Source organism: Streptomyces gardneri (assembly GCF_006539185.1).
In the GTDB taxonomy this organism is placed as follows: domain Bacteria; phylum Actinomycetota; class Actinomycetes; order Streptomycetales; family Streptomycetaceae; genus Streptomyces; species Streptomyces gardneri.
The window spans coordinates 66,243-84,639 of record NZ_BJMN01000029.1 but is presented as its reverse complement, the minus strand read 5'-3'; the positions used below and the strand labels follow the sequence as shown (position 1 = coordinate 84,639).

At 73.0% G+C, this 18,397-nt stretch carries 18 protein-coding genes; 8 read left to right on the top strand and 10 right to left on the bottom strand.

Annotation, left to right across the window (positions count from 1 at the left end; all coding sequences use genetic code 11):
* Positions 1 to 67: 67 nt before the first annotated feature.
* From fabF to fasR, 5 genes are all read right to left on the bottom strand, one after another.
* A complete protein-coding gene (fabF, locus tag SGA01_RS22570) occupies positions 68 to 1,330 on the bottom strand; it encodes a beta-ketoacyl-ACP synthase II (RefSeq protein WP_141298237.1) in 1,263 nt (420 codons plus the stop codon).
* 79 nt (positions 1,331 to 1,409) lie between these two features.
* Positions 1,410 to 1,658: an acyl carrier protein gene (locus SGA01_RS22565; RefSeq protein WP_141298236.1), complete on the bottom strand. Its 249-nt coding sequence runs from the start codon at positions 1,656 to 1,658 to the stop codon at positions 1,410 to 1,412.
* Positions 1,659 to 1,717: 59 nt separating this feature from the next.
* Positions 1,718 to 2,749, bottom strand: a complete 1,032-nt coding sequence (locus SGA01_RS22560) for a ketoacyl-ACP synthase III (protein WP_055643744.1) — start codon at positions 2,747 to 2,749, stop codon at positions 1,718 to 1,720.
* An 18-nt stretch (positions 2,750 to 2,767) separates the two neighbouring features.
* Positions 2,768 to 3,685: an ACP S-malonyltransferase gene (locus SGA01_RS22555; RefSeq protein ID WP_141298235.1), complete on the bottom strand. Its 918-nt coding sequence runs from the start codon at positions 3,683 to 3,685 to the stop codon at positions 2,768 to 2,770.
* Positions 3,686 to 3,774: 89 nt separating this feature from the next.
* Complete coding sequence (gene fasR, locus SGA01_RS22550; protein ID WP_055643746.1) at positions 3,775 to 4,956, bottom strand: fatty acid biosynthesis transcriptional regulator FasR; 1,182 nt, start codon at positions 4,954 to 4,956, stop codon at positions 3,775 to 3,777.
* Between the two features lie 94 nt (positions 4,957 to 5,050).
* Between fasR and SGA01_RS22545 the strand changes: the two genes are divergently transcribed.
* Positions 5,051 to 5,728: a pirin family protein gene (locus SGA01_RS22545; RefSeq protein WP_141298234.1), complete on the top strand. Its 678-nt coding sequence runs from the start codon at positions 5,051 to 5,053 to the stop codon at positions 5,726 to 5,728.
* Between the two features lie 4 nt (positions 5,729 to 5,732).
* On the opposite strand, the gene SGA01_RS22540 is transcribed toward SGA01_RS22545, so the two are convergent.
* Positions 5,733 to 6,914, bottom strand: coding sequence for a L,D-transpeptidase family protein (locus SGA01_RS22540; RefSeq protein WP_141298233.1), 1,182 nt, complete (start codon positions 6,912 to 6,914; stop codon positions 5,733 to 5,735).
* A gap of 206 nt (positions 6,915 to 7,120) precedes the next feature.
* Between SGA01_RS22540 and SGA01_RS22535 the strand changes: the two genes are divergently transcribed.
* The 5 genes from SGA01_RS22535 to SGA01_RS22515 all read left to right on the top strand — a co-directional run bounded on the left by SGA01_RS22535 (position 7,121) and on the right by SGA01_RS22515 (position 12,944).
* The gene (locus tag SGA01_RS22535; RefSeq protein ID WP_141298232.1) at positions 7,121 to 8,311 is read left to right on the top strand and encodes a lipid II:glycine glycyltransferase FemX; all 1,191 of its coding nucleotides are present in this window, start codon (positions 7,121 to 7,123) and stop codon (positions 8,309 to 8,311) included.
* Positions 8,308 to 9,963, top strand: coding sequence for a murein biosynthesis integral membrane protein MurJ (gene murJ, locus SGA01_RS22530; protein ID WP_141298231.1), 1,656 nt, complete (start codon positions 8,308 to 8,310; stop codon positions 9,961 to 9,963). The genes SGA01_RS22535 and murJ overlap by 4 nt, the downstream gene beginning before the upstream one ends.
* 49 nt (positions 9,964 to 10,012) lie before the next feature.
* Positions 10,013 to 10,696, top strand: coding sequence for a response regulator (locus tag SGA01_RS22525; protein ID WP_055643751.1), 684 nt, complete (start codon positions 10,013 to 10,015; stop codon positions 10,694 to 10,696).
* Between the two features lie 71 nt (positions 10,697 to 10,767).
* The gene (locus tag SGA01_RS22520; protein ID WP_371866116.1) at positions 10,768 to 12,300 is read left to right on the top strand and encodes an ATP-binding protein; all 1,533 of its coding nucleotides are present in this window, start codon (positions 10,768 to 10,770) and stop codon (positions 12,298 to 12,300) included.
* Positions 12,297 to 12,944 (top strand): hypothetical protein, encoded by a 648-nt coding sequence (locus SGA01_RS22515; protein WP_141298230.1) that lies wholly within the window; start codon positions 12,297 to 12,299, stop codon positions 12,942 to 12,944. The genes SGA01_RS22520 and SGA01_RS22515 overlap by 4 nt, the downstream gene beginning before the upstream one ends.
* Positions 12,945 to 12,992: 48 nt before the next feature.
* Here SGA01_RS22515 and SGA01_RS22510 read toward each other — a convergent pair whose 3' ends face one another.
* Complete coding sequence (locus tag SGA01_RS22510) at positions 12,993 to 13,811, bottom strand: serine hydrolase domain-containing protein (RefSeq protein ID WP_141298276.1); 819 nt, start codon at positions 13,809 to 13,811, stop codon at positions 12,993 to 12,995.
* Between the two features lie 66 nt (positions 13,812 to 13,877).
* Here SGA01_RS22510 and SGA01_RS22505 point away from each other — a divergent pair, with 66 nt between their 5' ends.
* Positions 13,878 to 14,294 carry a MerR family transcriptional regulator gene (locus tag SGA01_RS22505; protein ID WP_141298229.1) on the top strand — a complete coding sequence of 139 codons (417 nt, stop codon included), beginning with the start codon at positions 13,878 to 13,880 and terminating at the stop codon, positions 14,292 to 14,294.
* Entirely contained in the window at positions 14,291 to 15,307 is a 1,017-nt protein-coding gene (locus SGA01_RS22500; RefSeq protein WP_141298228.1) for an aldo/keto reductase, read from the top strand. The genes SGA01_RS22505 and SGA01_RS22500 overlap by 4 nt, the downstream gene beginning before the upstream one ends.
* A gap of 8 nt (positions 15,308 to 15,315) precedes the next feature.
* Here SGA01_RS22500 and SGA01_RS22495 read toward each other — a convergent pair whose 3' ends face one another.
* The 3 genes from SGA01_RS22495 to SGA01_RS22485 all read right to left on the bottom strand — a co-directional run bounded on the left by SGA01_RS22495 (position 15,316) and on the right by SGA01_RS22485 (position 18,379).
* Positions 15,316 to 16,533: an acyltransferase family protein gene (locus SGA01_RS22495; RefSeq protein WP_141298227.1), complete on the bottom strand. Its 1,218-nt coding sequence runs from the start codon at positions 16,531 to 16,533 to the stop codon at positions 15,316 to 15,318.
* On the bottom strand, positions 16,530 to 17,519 hold the full coding sequence (locus SGA01_RS22490; RefSeq protein ID WP_141298226.1) for an alpha/beta hydrolase: 990 nt from the start codon (positions 17,517 to 17,519) through the stop codon (positions 16,530 to 16,532). The genes SGA01_RS22495 and SGA01_RS22490 overlap by 4 nt, the downstream gene beginning before the upstream one ends.
* 179 nt (positions 17,520 to 17,698) lie before the next feature.
* Complete coding sequence (locus SGA01_RS22485; RefSeq protein WP_141298225.1) at positions 17,699 to 18,379, bottom strand: response regulator; 681 nt, start codon at positions 18,377 to 18,379, stop codon at positions 17,699 to 17,701.
* Positions 18,380 to 18,397: the final 18 nt, after the last annotated feature.

Below are 18,397 nucleotides of genomic sequence, written 5' to 3'. Positions count from 1 at the left end.
GAGAACGCGACGGAGGCCCGTCCCCGGTGTGGGGACGGGCCTCCGTCGTCAGGCGGGAATCAGGCGATCAGACCGTGCGGAACGCCAGGACCACGTTGTGGCCGCCGAAACCGAAACTGTTGTTGATCGCGGCGATCGTGCCCTGGGGGAGCTCGCGGGGCTCGCCGCGGACGATGTCCGCGTCGACCTCGGGGTCCAGGTCGTCGATGTTGATCGTCGGCGGGGCCAGGCGGTTGTGGAGCGCCAGGACCGTCGCGACGGTCTCGATGCCGCCCGCGCCGCCCAGGAGGTGACCGGTCATCGACTTCGTCGCGGAGATCGCGACGTGGTCGAGGTCATCGCCCAGGACCTTCCGCAGTGCCTTGATCTCGGCGACGTCACCCTGCGGCGTCGACGTGGCGTGCGCGTTGAGGTGGACGACCTCGGAGGGCTTGAGGTCCGTCGAGTCGAGCAGGTTCTGCATCGCGGCGGCGATGCCCCGGCCGGTCGGCTCGGGCTGCGCGATGTGGTGGCTGTCGGCCGACAGGCCCTGGCCGAGGACCTCGCAGTAGATACGCGCGCCGCGCGCCTTCGCGTGCTCCTCGGACTCCAGGATCACGACGCCCGCGCCCTCGCCGAGGACGAAGCCGTCCCGGCCGGTGTCGTACGGACGCGAGGCCTTCGTCGGCTCGTCGTTGTTCTTGGACATCGCCATCATGTTGGCGAAGGCGGCGATCGGCAGCGGGTGGATCGCGGCCTCGGTACCGCCGGCGATGACCACGTCGGCACGGCCGGTGCGGATCATCTCGACGGCGTAGCCGATCGCCTCGGCACCCGACGCGCACGCGGAGACCGGGGTGTGGACGCCCGCGCGGGCGTTCACCTCCAGACCGACGTTGGCGGAGGGGCTGTTCGGCATGAGCATGGGCACGGTGTGCGGGGAGACGCGGCGGACGCCCTTCTCCTTCAGCACGTCGTACTGGTCGAGCAGCGTGGTGACACCGCCGATGCCGGAGGCGATGACGGAGCCGAGCCGCTCGGGCACGATCTTCTCGTCCTCGCCGGCGGGGGCGGTGTAGCCCGCGTCGGCCCAGGCCTCGCGGGCCGCGATCACGGCGAACTGCGCCGAGCGGTCCAGCTTGCGGGCGAGCGGGCGGGGCAGGACGTCACCGGGGTCGACGGCGGCGGACGCGGCGATCTGGACGGGCAGCTCCGCGAAGCGCTCGCCCTCCAGGGGCTTCACGCCGGAGCGTCCCGCAAGCAGACCTTCCCAGGTCGATGCGGAGTCGCCACCCAGCGGTGTGGTTGCGCCGATACCGGTGACGACCACGGTGCGATTGGTCGAGCTCACAGGAATTCGTTCTCCATGTGTGTGATGGTCGGAATACGGCGCCACCGCCGGGTGGCGGACCGAGTCAGCAGGGGCCGAATCAGGCCTGGTGCTTCAGGATGTAGTCGGCAGCGTCGCCGACCGTCTTGAGGTTCTTGACGTCCTCGTCCGGGATCTTGACGTCGAAGCGCTCTTCGGCGGCGACGACGACCTCGACCATGGACAGCGAGTCGACGTCCAGGTCGTCGGTGAACGACTTGCCCAGCTCGACGTCCTCGACCGGGATGCCGGCGATCTCGTTGACGATCTCGGCGAGACCCTTGACGATGTCATCCTGCGTGTGAGCCATAGTGGCGCTCCTTCTTGCGGTTACTTCGGTAAGAGAGGCTTCCGGAAGATCCGGTGTGCCTAGGGGAGGGTAACGACCGTCGCGGCGTAGACGAGACCCGCCCCGAAGCCGATGACGAGCGCGGTGTCGCCGCTCTTCGCCTTCCCGGTCGCCAGGAGCCGCTCCATCGCGAGCGGAATCGAGGCGGCCGAGGTGTTGCCGGTGGTCTCCACGTCACGGGCGACCATGACGTGCTCCGGCAGCTTCAGTGTCTTCACCATCGAGTCGATGATCCGCATGTTCGCCTGGTGCGGGATGAAGACGTCCAGGTCGTCCGCCGTGATGCCGGCGGCGTCCATCGCCTGCTGGGCGACCTTCGCCATCTCGAAGACGGCCCAGCGGAAGACCGCCTGACCCTCCTGCGTGATGGCGGGGAACTTGATCTCGCCGGCCTCGTTGAGAGGCAGCTTCGAGACGTCGCCGCCGTGGAACTCGTTCCACGGCACGGTCTGCTTGATCGTCTCGGACTTGTCGCCCTCGGAACCCCAGACGGTCGGGCCGATGTGCGGCACGTCCGAGGGGCCGACGACCACGGCACCGGCGCCGTCGCCGAACAGGAAGGCCGTCGCGCGGTCCTCCAGATCCGTCAGGTCGCTGAGCCGCTCGACACCGATGACGAGGACGTACTCCGCCGAACCCTCGACGATCATGCCCTTGGCGAGCGTCAGGCCGTAGCCGAAGCCCGCGCAACCGGCGGAGATGTCGAACGCGGCCGGCTTCCCGGCGCCGATCTTGTCGGCGATCTCGGTGGCCACGGCCGGGGTCTGCTTGAAGTGCGAGACCGTGGAGACGACCACGGCACCGATCTGCTCCGGGGTGATCCCGGCGTCGGCGATGGCCTTGCCGGAGGCCTCCACCGACATGGCGGTGACGGTCTCCTCCGGAGAGGCCCAGTGGCGGGTGGAGATGCCGGAGCGTGAGCGGATCCACTCGTCGGACGAGTCGATCGTCTCGAGGATCACCTCGTTCGGCACGACCCGGGTCGGGCGGTAGCCGCCGACACCCAGGATCCGCGCGTACGGGGCGCCCTTGCTGGGCTTGATCTTCGACATGCTTCTCGACACTCCTTCTCAGACGGCCGCGTGCTGGGCGATGAGCGTACGGGCCGCGTCGAGGTCGTCGGGGGTCTTGAGGGCGACCGTGGCCACGCCAGGCAGGGCGCGCTTCGCGATGCCGGTGAGGGTGCCGCCGGGGCACACCTCGATCAGGGCGGTCGCGCCGAGCTCCTGGAAGGTCTCCATGCACAGGTCCCAGCGGACCGGGTTCGCTACCTGGCCGACCAGACGCGCGAGGACCTCGGCGCCGGTGGCGACGGTCCGCCCGTCCTTGTTGGAGACGTACGTCACGGCCGGGTCCGCCGGGGACAGCGCGGCGGCCGCCTCCTCCAGCTTCGCGACCGCGGGAGCCATGTGGTGCGTGTGGAACGCGCCGGCGACCTTGAGCGCGACGACCCGGCGGACGCCCTCCGGCTTGTCCGCGTCGAGGGCGGCCAGCTGCTCCAGCGTGCCGGCGGCCACGATCTGGCCCGCGCCGTTCACGTTGGCCGCGGTCAGCCCGAGCTTCTCCAGGTGCGGGACGGTCACCTCGGGGTCGCCGCCGAGCAGCGCCGACATGCCCGTCGCGGTGACCGCGGCGGCCTCGGCCATCGCGAGACCACGGGTACGGACGAGACGCAGCGCGGCGGTGTCGTCGAGGACGCCCGCGAACGCGGCGGCCGTGAACTCGCCGACGCTGTGACCGGCGACGGCGCCGGGCGCCACCTCGCCGAGGGCCGCGGCGGAGAGCAGGCCGGCGGCGACGAGCAGCGGCTGCGCCACGGCGGTGTCACGGATCTCGTCCGCGTCGGCCTTCGTGCCGTAGTGGACGAGGTCAAGCCCGATGGCCTCGGACCAGGCCGCGATGCGGTCGGCGGCACCGGGAAGTTCGAGCCAGGGAGTCAGGAAGCCGGGCGTCTGAGCGCCTTGGCCGGGAGCGACGAGTACGAGCACCCTCACACTCTCTCTTGCGGACGGCTCCCGGCGCCCGTGAGGACAAGGACGAAGAACCGTCGGGGGAATTGTTGGTCTTCGACAAAAGTCTAGGACTGGGCATCCCCGTCGGCCAAGCGCCCGAGAATGAGCGCGATCCGCAGCGTGAACGCGGAGCGGACATCGGAGGGTGACCAGCCGGTGACGTCGGTCACACGTCGGAGCCGGTAGCGCACGGTGTTGGGGTGCACGAACAGCATCCGCGCCGCGCCTTCGAGGCTGCTCGCCTGCTCCAGATAGACGCTCAGCGTCTCAAGCAGCGCCGAGCCCGCCTCCTCCAGCGGTCTGTAGATCTCCTCCACCAGCTGCTCGCGCGCCGAAGGGTCGGAGGCGATGGCGCGCTCCGGGAGGAGATCGTCCGCGAGGACCGGGCGGGGCGCGTCCTGCCAGGCGGAGCAGGCCTTGAGGCCGGCCGCCGCGGCCTGCGCGGAGCGGGTCGCGGCCAGCAGGTCGGGGACGACGGGACCGGCCACGACCGGACCGGACGCGTACGGGCCGATCAGCGACTTCGCCACGGCGAGGGGATTGTCGTTCCCGCCCGCGATGACGACGAGCCGGTCGCCGAGGACACCGGTGAGGACCTGGAGCTTGGCGTGCCGGGCGGCCCGCCGGATCGCCTCCACGGTCAGCTCGCTGTCCCCGTCGGGGGCGGTGCCGAGGATCACGCAGACATGGTCCGGCGAGTTCCAGCCGAGGGCGGCGGCCCGCGAGACGGCGCCCTCGTCGGCCTCGCCGGACAGCACCGCGTTCACCACGAGCGACTCCAGCCGCGCGTCCCAGGCGCCCCGGGCCTCGGCGGCCTGCGCGTACACCTGGGCGGTGGCGAAGGCGATCTCCCGGGCGTAGACGAGCAGCGCCTCGCGGAGCACGGACTCGTCGCCGGGGGCGGCGACCTCGTCGATCGCCGACTCCATGACCTCGATCGTGGTGCGGACCATCTCCACGGTCTGGCGCAGGGTGATCGCCCGGGTCAGCTCACGGGGCGCGGTGCCGAAGACGTCCGTCGAGATCGCCTGCGGCGTCTCGGGGTGCCGGAACCACTCGGTGAACGCGGCGATACCGGCCTGGGCGACCAGGCCGATCCAGGAACGGTTCTCGGGCGGCATCGCCCGGTACCACGGCAGCGTCTCGTCCATACGGGCGATCGCGCCGGCGGCGAGCCTCCCGGAGGACTGTTCGAGGCGCTTCAGGGTCGCGGAATGCGGATGAGCGGCGTTCGTGGGTTCTGGCACGGGGACAAGACTGCCTTATCAGGGCGCCGACATGCGGGGGCGGGGCGGATTCGACCCCGGAGGCCCGGCGCCGGCCCCGGATACGGTGGGGCCCGTGACACGCATCCAGCGGGCAGCCGAGCGGTACCCCGGGGGCGACCCGGCGGCCGGGATCGAGACCCGGCACGCCCTCTCCTTCGGGTCGTACTACGACCCCGACAACCTCCGCTTCGGCGCGCTCCTCGCCTGCAACGAGGAGCGGCTCGCGCCCGGCGCGGGCTTCGACGAGCACCCGCACAGCCACACCGAGATCGTCACCTGGGTCGTCGAGGGCGAGCTCACCCACCACGACACCGCCGGTCACACCACCGTCGTCCGCCCCGGCGACCTCCAGCGGCTCGGCTCCGCCGGGGGCGTCCGGCACGTCGAACGCAACGACGCCGACGTGCCCCTCGTCTTCGTGCAGATGTGGCTCGCGCCGCTGGTGCCGGGCGGGGAGCCCGCGTACGAGGTGGTCCGCGGGCTCGACGGGTCCTACGACCTGCCGGCGGCGGACGCGCGGCTGCACCTCCTGCGGCCGGCGGCGGGCGAGAGCGCCCCGGTGCCGGCCGCCGACTTCGTGTACGTCCATGTCGTCCGGGGCACGGTCCGGCTCCACGTCGACCCCGCCACGGACCTGGGCCCCGGCGACGCGGCCCGGCTCACCGGGCCCGCGGCGGGCACGCTCGTCGCCACGACCGATGCGGAGGTCCTGGTCTGGGAGATGCGGGACTGGCGCAAGGGCCTCGGCTGACCCTTCAGGCGAGCGCGCTCTTCGCCTTCCACTGCGCCCAGCTCAGGTTCCACGCCCCGTAGCCGTTGCCCTCCGCGACCGTGCCCTTGGTGTCGCGGCCGGTGATCTCGAAGGGGTCGCCGACGTTCACCGAGGCGTAGAAGGACGAGGCGTTCTCGTCGCTCATGCCGATGCAGCCGGAGCTCTTGTTCGCCTTGCCGAAGTACGCGGCGTTCCACGGGGCCGCGTGCGCGTACATGCCCGACCAGGTCAGCCGCATCGAGTAGTCCACGTCCTTGTTGTACGCGTCCCCGAGTCCGACCGTCTCCGAGTTCATGTTGATGGTGCCCTCCTTCGCCATCAGGACGGCCGTGCCCCGCCAGGACCGCTTGTCGCCGCCCGGGGTGCCGCCGGAGACCGGGATCGTGCGCACCGCGCGCCCGTCCCGCTCCAGCGTCAGCTTCTGCCGGTCCAGGTCGACCTTGACGACCTGCGCGGCGCCGACGGTGAAGCCGGTGAGGTAGTCCCGTACGAACCAGCCGCCGCCCGAGTCGGTGCCGTCGAGGTCCGCCGCGAGGGTGACCTTCGTGCCGGGCTTCCAGTACTCCTTGGGCCGCCAGTCCGCCCTGTCGCGGCCCGAGTAGTCCTTCACCCAGCCCCAGGAGCCCTCGGTGGCGTTCGAGGTGGTGACCTTCAACTGCCGCTCCACGTCCGCCTTCCGCGTCACCGGCAGGTCGAAGACGATCGACAGGGGGTGCCCGATGCCCACCGTCGTGTTCTTGCCGGGCGCCAGGGTCAGCTTGTTGACCGCCTTCGGCTCCGCCGTCTCGAAGGACGACCGGGTGGTCGACTCCTTCCCGTCGGCGGTACGGGAGGTCACCTCCACCGTGTACGAGGTGCCCGGCACCGCCTTGCGGTCCGACGTCCAGCTCGTAGCCCCCTTGCCCGTACGGCCGGTGAGGACCCCGCCCTCCGCGTCGGCGACCCGCACCACCGCGAGCGTGCCGCCCGAGGCGGTCACCGAGACCGGCCGGCCGGCCGCCGGGTCCACGACCGTCACCTTCGCCGGGGACGCCCCCGACGCGGGGGCACCCGACTTCGACGGGCCGGTGCCCGGGCCGCTCGCCGCCTGGGCGGAACAGGCGGTGAGCGTGACGCCAAGGGCGACGGCCACGAGAACGGAACGGGGCGTGCGTATCGGCAGCACGGAAGACCTCCGCGGTGAGGGAAGAAGGTGGGATGTTCCGGACTGTAGGCCGACCTGCCGCCCCGCGGGCCGCCGGAGGCCCGTATGACAAGGCCTGAGGCGGAACGGTCACCGTCCGGTCACAATGACCGTGCGCTTCCGTCGAATTCGGCTGTGAGCCTGCTGTGCGCCCCACCACCGAGGGGCGGAACCAGGAGGCTCCCGTTGTGTCAGCGCTGCTCGTGACGGCCGCACCCACCGACCGCCGTGCCCCCGCGGGCCCGGTCAGGCTCGGCCCCGTGACACCCGAGACGTACCGAGCGTTCCTCGCCTCCCGCGCCACCGGCGCGGACGGACCCAGCTTCCTCCAACTCCCCTCCTGGGCTCAGGTCAAGGACGGCTGGACTCACCAACTCATCGGCTGGGGACCGGATTCCGGCGAACTCACGGGCGTCGCCCTCGTCCTGCTCCGCGCGTTCCCCGGCACCCGCAAGTACTTCGCCTACCTCCCCGAAGGGCCCGTCGCCGACTGGTCCGACCCCGACCTGGACGGCTGGCTCTCCCCGCTCCTCGGCCACCTCCGCGCCTCCGGCGTCTTCGCCGTCCGCATGGGCCCCGGCCCCGCGTACCGCCGCTGGAGCGCCGCCACCGCCAAGGCCGCCACCGGTCCCGGCCGCCGTCTCGCCGACGTCCTCGCCGACGAGGTCGACCCGCTCGGCACCGTCGTCGCCGAGCGCCTCCGCGCCCGCGGCTGGCGCAAGTGCGGCGGCGACTCCGCGGACGGCGCCGACGCCCAGCCCCGCCACGTCTTCCAGGTCCCGCTCGTCGGCCGCTCCACCGACGACCTCTGGTCCGGCCTCAACCAGGAGTGGCGGCGCAACGTCCGCAAGGCCGGCAAGTCCGGCGTCGAGATCACCATCGGCTCCGCCGCCGACCTGCCCGAGTTCTACCGGCTGCTCCGCATCACCGAGGAGCGCGACGGCTTCCGGCTCGGCCGCTCCCTCGCCTACTACGAGCGCCAGTACGCCGTCCTCAACGCCGAACAGCCCGGCCGGATGCGGCTCTACCTCGCCCGCCACGAGGGCGAGATACTCGCGGCCCACACCATGGTCACCGTCGGCGCCCGCGTCTGGTACCAGACCGGCGCCTCCGCCGACCACCGCCGCGAGGTCCGCCCCTCCAACGCCCTCCAGTGGCGCATGATGCTCGATGCCCACGCCCTCGGCGCCGCCGTCTACGACCTCCGCGGGGTACCCTCCACCCTCGATCCGGGCGACCGCGCCCACGGGCTCCTGCGCTGGAAGCTCGGCACGGGCGGACAGATCGTCGAGACGCTGGGGGAGTGGGAGATTCCGATGCAAGGCACGACCAACCAGGCGCTGTTCCGCGCCTTCCAGGCATATCTGGCCCGCCGGTGACGAGCCCGGCCGCCACGCTCACCGCCGAGCGCCCGAAGACGAAGGCCCCCTCCGCGCTCCGCAGCGGCGCGCTCATGGCGGCGGGCTCGCTCGTCTCCCGCGCCACCGGCTTCGTCCGGGCCTCCTTCGTCGCCGCCGCGCTCGGCGCGGGCCTGGTCGCCGACGGCTACGCGGTGGGCAACTCCGTCCCCACCATCATCTACATGCTGCTCCTCGGCGGCGCCCTCAACGCCGTCTTCGTCCCCGAACTGGTCAAGGCCGCCAAGGAGCACGAGGACGGCGGCGTCGCCTACACCGACCGCCTCCTCACCCTCTGCGCGATCGCCCTCACCGTCCTCACGGCGGCCGCCGTGCTCGCCGCGCCGCTGATCGTCGACACGTACACCGACTACGTGGGCGAGCAGCGGGAGATGACGGTCGCCTTCGCCCGCGCCTGCCTGCCGCAGATCCTCTTCCTCGGCCTCTTCACCCTCCTCGGCCAGGTCCTCAACGCCCGTGGCCGGTTCGGCGCCATGATGTGGACCCCCGTCCTCAACAACGTGGTCCTCGTCGCCGTCTTCGGCCTCTTCCTCGTCGTCAGTGACGGCGGCGAGCTGACCCCCGGCGAGACCGCGCTCCTCGGCTGGGGCACCACGGCCGGTATCGCCGTCCAGGCCCTCGCCCTCCTGCCCTCGCTGCGCGCCGCCGGCTTCCGCTGGCGCCCGCGCTTCGACTTCCGCGGCAGCGGCCTCGCCGCGCCGCTGCGCGCGGCCGGCTGGCTGGTGCTGCTCGTCCTCACCAACCAGGGCGCGTACTGGGTGACCACCTGGGTCGCCACCTCCTCGGGCTCCGACACCTCGGGCGGCAGCGGCCTCGCCGCGTACAACAACGCCTACCAGCTGTGGACCGTCCCGCACGGCATCATCACCGTCTCCCTCGTCACCGCGCTGCTGCCCCGGATGAGCCGCGCCGCCGCCGACGGCGACCTCGCGGGCGTCCGCCGGGACGTCGCCTACGCGCAGCGCACCAGCGCGGCGGCCGTCGTCCCGGCGGCCTGCGCGCTCCTCGCCCTGGCCGTCCCGCTGATGACCGCGGTCTTCGGATACGGGGAGACCGGCGGCGACGACGTGCGCGCGATGTCCTGGATCATGATCGCCTTCGCGCCCGGCCTCGTCGCCCTCTCCGGCCAGTACGTGTGCACCCGCGCCTTCTACGCCCTGCGCGACACCCGCACGCCCTTCTTCCTCAACCTGGTGATCGCCGGCCTCAACGCCGGGCTCTCCCTGGCCGCGTACCACTACCTCCCGGCCCACTGGGCCGTCGCGGGCATGGCCGCGGGCTACTCGATCGCCCTGTGGGCGGGCTGGGCCCTCACCGCGTACGTCCTCGGACGCAGGCTGCGGGGCACCGCGGGACGGGCCGCCCCCGGTGAGAGCGGCGGTGCGGGCTCCGCGCTCGCGCGGCTCCTCGTCGCCGCCGTCCCCGCCGCCGGATACGGCCTGTTCGTCGCCGACCTGACCGGCCCGGCCGGCGCCGTCGCCGCCGGTCTCGCCGGCGGTCTCGCCGTCCTCGGCGTCTTCGCCCTGCTCGCCCGTCCCCTCCGCCTCGTCGAGGTACAGGCTCTCCTCGCCACCGGCACCACCCGCCTCCGCGCCCTCGGGCGCAGAGCGTGACCCGCCGCCCCCTTCGGGGGCGTCCGAACGACCCTGGGATACTCCACAGATGCCCCGCGTGCTCCTCATAGAAGACGACCCCTCCGTCCGCGAGGGCGTCGAACTCGGGCTGCGCCGCCGCGGGCACGAGGTGCGGACCGCGGCCACCGGGGAGGCCGGGCTCGCCGCCCTCGGGGAGTTCAGGCCCGACCTGCTCCTCCTCGACCTCATGCTCCCCGGCATGAACGGCGTCCAGGTCTGCCACCGCGTGCGGGAGAGCAGCCAGCTGCCGATCATCATGCTCACCGCCCGCGGTGACGACTTCGACGTCGTCATAGGCCTGGAGGCCGGTGCCGACGACTACATCGTCAAGCCCGCCCGTACCGAGGTCATCGAGGCGCGGATACGGGCCGTGCTGCGGCGGATCGAGGAGCCCGGCGCGGGCCGCCCGGGCGTCGAGTTCCACGGGCAGCTCGCCGTCGACCGGGCCGGACTCACCGTCGCCAAGGCCGGCGAGCGGCTCGCCCTCGCCCCCTCCGAGCTGAAGCTGCTGCTCCACCTCACGGCCGCCCCCGAGCAGGTCTTCAGCAGGCAGCAGCTCCTCGAACACGTCTGGGAGCACAGCTACCACGGCGACGCCCGGCTGGTCGACGCCTGCGTCCGGCGGCTGCGCAACAAGATCGAGGACACCCCCGGCGAACCCCGCTACATCCAGACCCTGCGCGGCTTCGGCTACCGCTTCGGTCCCCTGTGAAGACCCGTGTGAAGACGCGTGTGAAGGCAGGCGTGAAGTCCCGTGCGAAGTCCCGTGTGGAGAGCCCTGCCGTGAGCCCGGGCCAGGAGGCCGGGCACCGCCCGGCCGCCGACCCCGGACCGGAACCGGAACCGGCCCCTCGCCGCCGACGTCGGGCCCGCGGCCCCCGCCCGCGCCCCTTCGGCCTGCGCACCCGGCTCGTCCTCGCGTTCCTGCTCGTCGCCGCCGTCGGCTGCGGCACCACCGCCGCGCTCACCTACCGGGCCGCCCGCAACGCCATCCTGGAACAGACCCAGAACACCGCCGTCTCCGCCTTCCGCGAGCAGGTCCAGGGCCTCAACACCGCCCTGCCCCCCTCGGCCGAGTCCCTGCGGGACCAGGTCCTCCGGATCGCCCGCCAGGGCAAGCCCCGCACGTGGCGCGTCTACGCCGAGTACGGCAGCGTCCGGATCTCCTCCACCGACCGTCCCACCTCCTCCGTCATCACCCCCGAACTACGGGCCCGGGCCCAGGAGAACGCCGAATCCCCGCACGGCAGCTTCCAGCGGGTCGTCAAGAACGGCACCCCGTACCTGACCATGGCCGTCCCCGCCCTCTTCCACGCCCTCTCGGCGGACGACACGGCGCGGCCCACCGGGCTCGTCTTCTACGCGGTCATGGAGCTCGACGAGGAGGAGGCCAACGTCGAGGCCATGGTCGCCGCCGCCCGCGACGGGGCCCTCCCCGCCCTCGCCGTCGCCCTGATCCCCGCGCTCATCGCCTCGCGCGGTGTCCTGCGCCCCGTACGGGAACTGGGGATCGCCGCCCACAACATGGGCCGCGGCCGGCTCGACACCCGGATCCAGGCCAAGGGCAGCGACGAACTCTCCGACCTCGCCCGCACGTTCAACGAGTCCGCCGCCGAGCTCGAACGGTCCGTCGCCGAACTCCGCCGCGCCGAGGCCCGCGCCCGCCGCTTCGCCTCCGACGTCTCGCACGAACTGCGCACCCCGCTCGCCGGTATGCTCGCCGTCACCGAGGTCCTCGACGAGGACGCCGACTCCGGGACCCTCGACAGCGACACCGCCCGCGCCGTCCGCCTGATCAGCGCCGAGACAGGCCGGCTCGCCGTCCTCGTGGAGGACCTGATGGAGATCTCCCGCTTCGACGCGCGCGCCGCCGAGCTCCACACGGACGAGGTCGACGCCGCCGACTGCGTCCGCAAGACGCTCCAGAACCGGCACTGGACCGACCCCGCGTCCGTCGTCCTGTACCTCGCCCCCGGCATCAGGGCCCGCCTCGACCCGCGCCGCTTCGACGTCGTCGTCGCCAACCTCGTCGGCAACGCCCTGCGGCACGGCGGGGCGCCGGTGACCGTCCGGGTGCACGCGGAGGGGGACCACTTCGTGACGGAGGTCGCCGACCGGGGGCCGGGCATCCACCCGGACGTCCTGCCGCATGTCTTCGACCGCTTCTACAAGGCGGACCAGGCCCGGACGCGCTCGGCGGGCAGCGGGCTCGGCCTCGCGATCACCCTGGAGAACGTGCGGCTGCACGGAGGCACCGTGGAGGCCGCCAACCATCCCGACGGCGGTGCCGTCTTCACCGTGAGGATGCCCCTGTGACCCGCCACAGGACGGCAGACGTGACCCGCCGCCGGGTGGCCGCCGCGGCCCTCGCCGGGCTCCTGTCGCTGACCGCATGCGGCATCCAGGGGACCGACGTCGTCGAGGCGGGCGGCGCCCCGACCGTCCTGGTCGCGCCGAACCCCGAGTCCCGGATGCTGCTGTACTTCGTCGGCCCGGACGGGCGATCCGTGCCGGTGGCCCGTGACGTCGGGTTCGGGGCCCCGGAGACCACGTTCGCCGCCGACCCGCCGGGAGACGACCGGGTCCCCTACGACGGATTCGGCTCCGGCTACGACATCGACGAGAAGGCCCTGAGCCGCTGGCGCGCGGAAAACGACAAGGTGCTCGCCGCACTCGTCGCCGGACCGAACAAGGCCGAGGCCGCCGCGGGCCTCACGACCGCCCTGCCGCACGGCGCCGGGGTCCCGCACATCCAGGAGGAGAAGGTCAGCGGCGGTCAGCAAGGCCGCCGACTGCTGCGCCTGCGGACCCCGTTCAAGGTCACCGACCTGCCGCCGGAGGCCGTCCGCCAGCTGGTGTGCACGACCGTCTACGCGAAGGACCCCATCGGTGGTGCGGAGGTGACCGTCACCGGCCCCGACGGCTCCCTGACGCCGACGACCTGCGCGGACACGCTCTAGGGCCTGTCCGGCCTGTCCGGCGGATCATGGCCGGGGTCGTCCCGCCGGTCAGGACGCGCGCAGCTCCGCGAGGACCGCGTCCGTGAACGGCGGCCAGGCCTCGACCGCCCACGCCCCGAAGGGCCGGTCGGTCAGCGCCACGCACGCGGCCCGCGCGTCCGGGTCGATCCACAGGAAGGTCCCCGACTGCCCGAAGTGCCCGAAGGTGCGCGGCGAGGAGGTGGCGCCCGTCCAGTGCGGGGACTTGCCGTCGCGGATCTCGAAGCCGAGGCCCCAGTCGTTCGGCCGCTGGTGCCCGTAACCGGGCAGGATGCCGGTCAGACCGGGGTACGTGACGGTCATCGCGTCGAGGACGGTCCGGGCGTCGAGCAGCCGCGGCGCCTGCACCTCGGCGGCGAACCGCACCAGGTCGTCGACGGTCGACACGCCGTCCTTGGCGGGCGAGCCCTCCAGGGTCGTCGAGGCCATGCCGAGCGGCTCCAGGACCGCCTGGTGCAGATACTCGGCGAAGGGGATGTCGGTCGCCTTGGCGACGTGGTCGCCGAGCGCCTCGAAGCCGGTGTTGGAGTAGATTCGGCGGGCGCCGGGCGCCGCCATGACCCGGTTCTCGTCGAAGGCGAGCCCCGAGGTGTGGGCGAGGAGATGGCGGACCGTCGCGCCCTCGGGACCGGCCGGCTCGTCGAGGTCGATCGCCCCCTCCTCGTACGCGACGAGGACGGCGTACGCCGCGAGCGGCTTCGTGACCGAGGCGAGCGGGAAGCGCCGCCCGGTCGGGCCGTGGGACCCGGCCAGGGTGCCGTCCGCTCGGACGACGGCGGCGGCCGCGGTGGGGACGGGCCAGTTCTCGATCGACGCCAGGCTCGGCACGCTGCTGCTCTGCATGGGGCCGAGCCTACTTGCTTCGAGTGCACTCCAACGTTTTAGCGTGGGGGCATGAGCGTGATCGCGAGCACGGCCACGAGCACGAGCGGCACCCGTGCGCACTACACCATCAGCGAGGTCGCCGCCCTGACCGGCCTCACGGCGCACACCCTGCGCTGGTACGAGCGGATCGGCCTGATGCCGCACGTCGACCGCTCGCACACCGGGCAGCGCCGGTTCAGCGAGCGCGACCTCGGCTGGCTGGGCTTCGTCGGCAAGCTGCGGCTGACCGGCATGCCGGTCGCCGACATGGTCACGTACGCCGAACTCGTCCGCGCGGGCGATCACACCCGCGACGAACGGCGGGAGCTCCTGGAGACCACCCGGCGGGACGTCCTCGCCCGGATCACCGAGCTCCAGGACACGCTCGCCGTGCTCGACATCAAGATCAGCCACTATGGGACCGCATGCGGAGGCACACCCACATGACCAGGATCGACACCGTACGTCTCGGCGGCCAGGACGGGCCGGAGATCGGCGTCCAGGGCTTCGGCGCCATGGGCATCAGCGAGTTCTACGGCGACACCGACGAAGCCGCCGCCCGCGACACCCTCGACGCGGCCCTGGAGGCCGGCGTCACCCTGATCGACACGGCCGACATCTACGGCAACGGCGCCAACGAGGAGTTCCTCGCGCCCTTCGTCGCCGCCCACCGCGACGAGATCACCCTCGCCACCAAGTTCGCCATCGAGCGGCGCGCCGACGACCCGTCGTACCGGGCCGTCCGCAACGACCCCGCGTACATCAAGAAGGCCGCGGAGGACAGCCTGCGCCGCCTCGGCGTCGAGACCATCGACCTCTACTACATGCACCGCCGCGACCCGGAGATCCCCTTCGCCGAGTCCGTCGGCGCGATGGCCGAGCTCGTCCAGGAGGGCAAGGTCCGCTTCCTGGGGCTGAGCGAGGTGACCGGGCCCGAGCTGCGGGAGGCCCACGCGGTGCACCCGATCGCCGCCCTCCAGTCGGAGTGGTCGCTCTTCTCCCGGGACGTGGAGCGCAGCGCCGTCGGCGCCGCCGCCGAGCTCGGCGTGACCCTCGTGCCGTACTCGCCGCTCGGCCGGGGCTTCCTGACCGGGGCCTTCGCGGACGCCGGCAAGGAGCTGTCGGGCGGCGACTTCCGCAGGGACCAGCCGCGGTTCACCGGTGAGAACGCGGAGCGGAACGCCGCCCTCCTCGACCCGGTCCGGAAGATCGCCGCCGCGCACGGGGCCACCCCGGCGCAGATCGCCCTCGCCTGGGTGCAGCAGCGGTCCGCCGTGCACGGCCTGACGGTCGTCCCGATCCCCGGCACCCGCAAGCGCTCCCGTCTGGAGGAGAACGCGGCCGCCACCCGGATCGTCCTCACCGCGGCCGAGCTGGCCGAACTGGAGCCGATCGCGGGCCTGGTGGCGGGCGACCGCTACCCGGACATGAGCTTCACGTCCCTGGCCCGCGAGGTCTGATCCGGCGGTCACCCGAGCCCCAGGGCGAAGACCCCGAACCCGGCCGCAAGCAGCCCCGCCAGGGCGCGGCGCGCCGGACCGGTCTTCGTCCAGGGGGACTCGAAGCCCCGCGCGAACCGACCGATGAGGACGAGCAGTCCCGCGAAGACCGGCATCCACGCCAGCCGGGCCAGGATCCAGCCGACCGAGTCCGGCGCACCGACCAGGCCGGGGATCTCGCCGAGGTAGGAGCCAGGGATCGCCGCCGTCAGCATCGCCGTCTGGTGCCAGCACAGGATCGTCATCGCGGAGAGGTTGACCACCACGACCGGTGCCCACAGCGCGGGCCGCTTCAGGAGCCTGCCGAGCCGGCCGCGGAGCAGGATCGCCGCACCGCTCTGCGCGGCGGCGAGGGCGAGGACGAGCAGCGACGGCGGGTGCGAGTTGGTGCGGGCCTCGCCGGGGACGCCGACCATGGACGCCGGGTACCCGAAGGCGAGCAGGAGGGTCGCGAAGAGCGCGGCACCGCCGAGCAGCAGCGCCCAGGCGTGCTTGCGCGTCACCCGGCCCTCGCCCCACGAGACACCGAGCTGATAGGCGAAGAGCCAGCCGGGCAGGATGTTCAGGAGGCTCAGCCAGGACGGTACGGCGTCGGCGTACGGCCCGTAGCGGAGGAAGTCGACGACGGCGACCGAGCCGAGCAGCGGCGCGGCGGCCCAGACCCCGAGGCGGCGGGCGACCCGGACGCAGTACGGGGTGAGCGCGGTGACCACCGTGTAGACCCCGACGAACCAGAGCGGCTGGACGACGAGCGTGGACGCCGTCCGCAGGCTGTCCACGGGCACTCCGAGCCCGAAGTGGAGCAGCGGGAGCAGCGCCGCCCACACGGCGGTGACCCCGAGGACCGGGCGGCCGAGCCGGGCCAGCCGGCCCTTCAGCCACTCGCCGGTCGAGCCCTTGCGCCGCCGGTAGGAGAGGACGGAGGCGTAGCCGCCGACGAGGAAGAAGATCCCCAGCATCTGGAGGACCCAGCTGACCGGGGCGAGACCGGCGAAGGTGCCGAGGGGGCTCGCGTTGTGGAGGGCGCCGTCGGCGGAGAGGGTGAAGCCGCCGAGCAGCCAGTGCCCGGTCGGCACGGCGAGCAGGGCGAGGGCGCGGAGCCCGTCGATCGCCCGGTCGCGGTGGGCCGGGGTGGAGGACTCGATCTTCGCGGCCGTCCGCCGGGCCGTCGTGGCGAGGGCGCTCATCGGACGTCTCCCGCGGAGATCGCGGCGAAGGCGCGCAGGGAGCTGGTGCCGGGCGCGAAGTAGCCGCCGTGGCCGTTGGCGTCCTCGGCCGGGACCCGGCGGGCCCCGAAGTCCGGGTCGGTGGGGTCGGTGCCGTGCCCGAGCCCGGCGAGCTCGACGTTAGGGATCCGGTCGATCCAGTCGGTGGGGTCCTTCGCCGCCCAGACGCGGGCGGAGGTGCCGAGTTCGGCGACGTTCGCGGCGCGCATCCCGGGGGAGCCGAAGACCACGAGGTCCTTCGCCTTCAGGTCGCGGGCGGCGAGGCCGCAGACGACGGAGCCGTAGCTGTGGCAGAACACGGCGGGCTCGGCGGCCCCGGCGGGCCGGACGGCCGCGAGACCGTCGACGAAGCGGGTGAGGCGGTCCGCCCCGGCCTCGGCGAGCCGGCCGGTGGCCGCGTCCAGGCCGACGCCGACGGGGGTGGTGTACCCGGCCCAGGCGACGACCGCCGTACGGCCGCCGGTCGCCCGGCGCAGCTCCCGCGCCATGTCCGCGAGCGGCGTGACGTGGTCGAGGTCGGTGTCGGAGCCGGGCACGATCACGGCGACGTGCTCGGCCCGCGCCAGGTCCCCGTACACGAGGGCGACCTGACCGCGGCCGCGCGGATCGTGGGCCAGGACCCGCGCTCCGGCGAACCGGCCGTGCGTGGCACGCTCGTTGGCCTCGTACCGCAGGGCCAGGGGAGCGCCGTCGAGGTTCCCGACGACCGTGGGGTGCGTGCGGGCCAGTTCCCTCTGTCGTACGGGGGCGAGTCCCGTGAAGAACCGCGCGGTCCCGGCCGGGCCCATCCGCTCCGGGTCCGGCAGCCCCGCATCCCGCCAGGCCCCCGTTCCGACCGGTGCTCCGGTGACGGCCTCCTGGGCGTCCCCGGACGCCCAGCCGGCCGTCCCGGCGATCACCGCGGCCACCACGGCCACGGTCGTCAGGGTCCTCGCAATGCGGCGCATGGGGTCGCCCTCCCTCTCCGGTTCTCGCTCTTTCGTCGGCGAGAGGAAGGTAGGAAGACGACGGGTGACGGCACGTCACACCGGGGAGCCAAACACGGGTTGATACCGGGGTAGGGGGTGGAGGAGCAGCCAACCCCAAGGTGGGGGTGGGGTTTTCCCCCGGGGGGTGCCCGGGGGTCTCAGCTCGCGCCGGGGGTCACCAGGCCCGACTCGTACGCGAAGACGACGGCCTGCGCCCGGTCGCGCAGGTCCAGCTTGGCGAGGACCCGCCCGATGTGGGTCTTCACCGTCTGCTCGGCGAGGACCAGCCGGTCGGCGATCTCCTGGTTGGACAGGCCCCGGGCGATCAGCTCCAGGACCTCCGTCTCGCGCGGGGTGAGGCCGTTGAGGCGCAGCGCGGTGGTGTCCCGGCGCGGGGCGGGCCGGGAGGCGGCGAAGTCGGCGATGAGACGGCGGGTCACGGACGGGGCGAGCAGCGCCTCGCCCGCCGCCACGATCCGTACCGCCGCGATGAGGTCGGCGGGCGGCGCGTCCTTCAGGAGGAAGCCGGACGCGCCCGCGCGCAGCGCCTCGTACACGTAGTCGTCGACGTCGAAGGTGGTCAGCATCAGCACCTTCGGCCGATGCGTGACACTCGTCGGCGGATGGAGGATCTCCCGGGCCGCCGCGAGCCCGTCCAGCTCCGGCATCCGCACGTCCATCAGCACGACGTCCGGGTGCGTGGAACGGGCCACGTCCACGCCCTGCCGTCCGTCCGGCGCCTCGCCCACCACGTCGATGTCGGGCTGGGCGGCGAGCAGCGCGGCGAAACCGGCCCGCACCATGGCCTGGTCGTCGACGATGATCACGCGGATGGTCACTCGGGGTCCTCGGGGGTC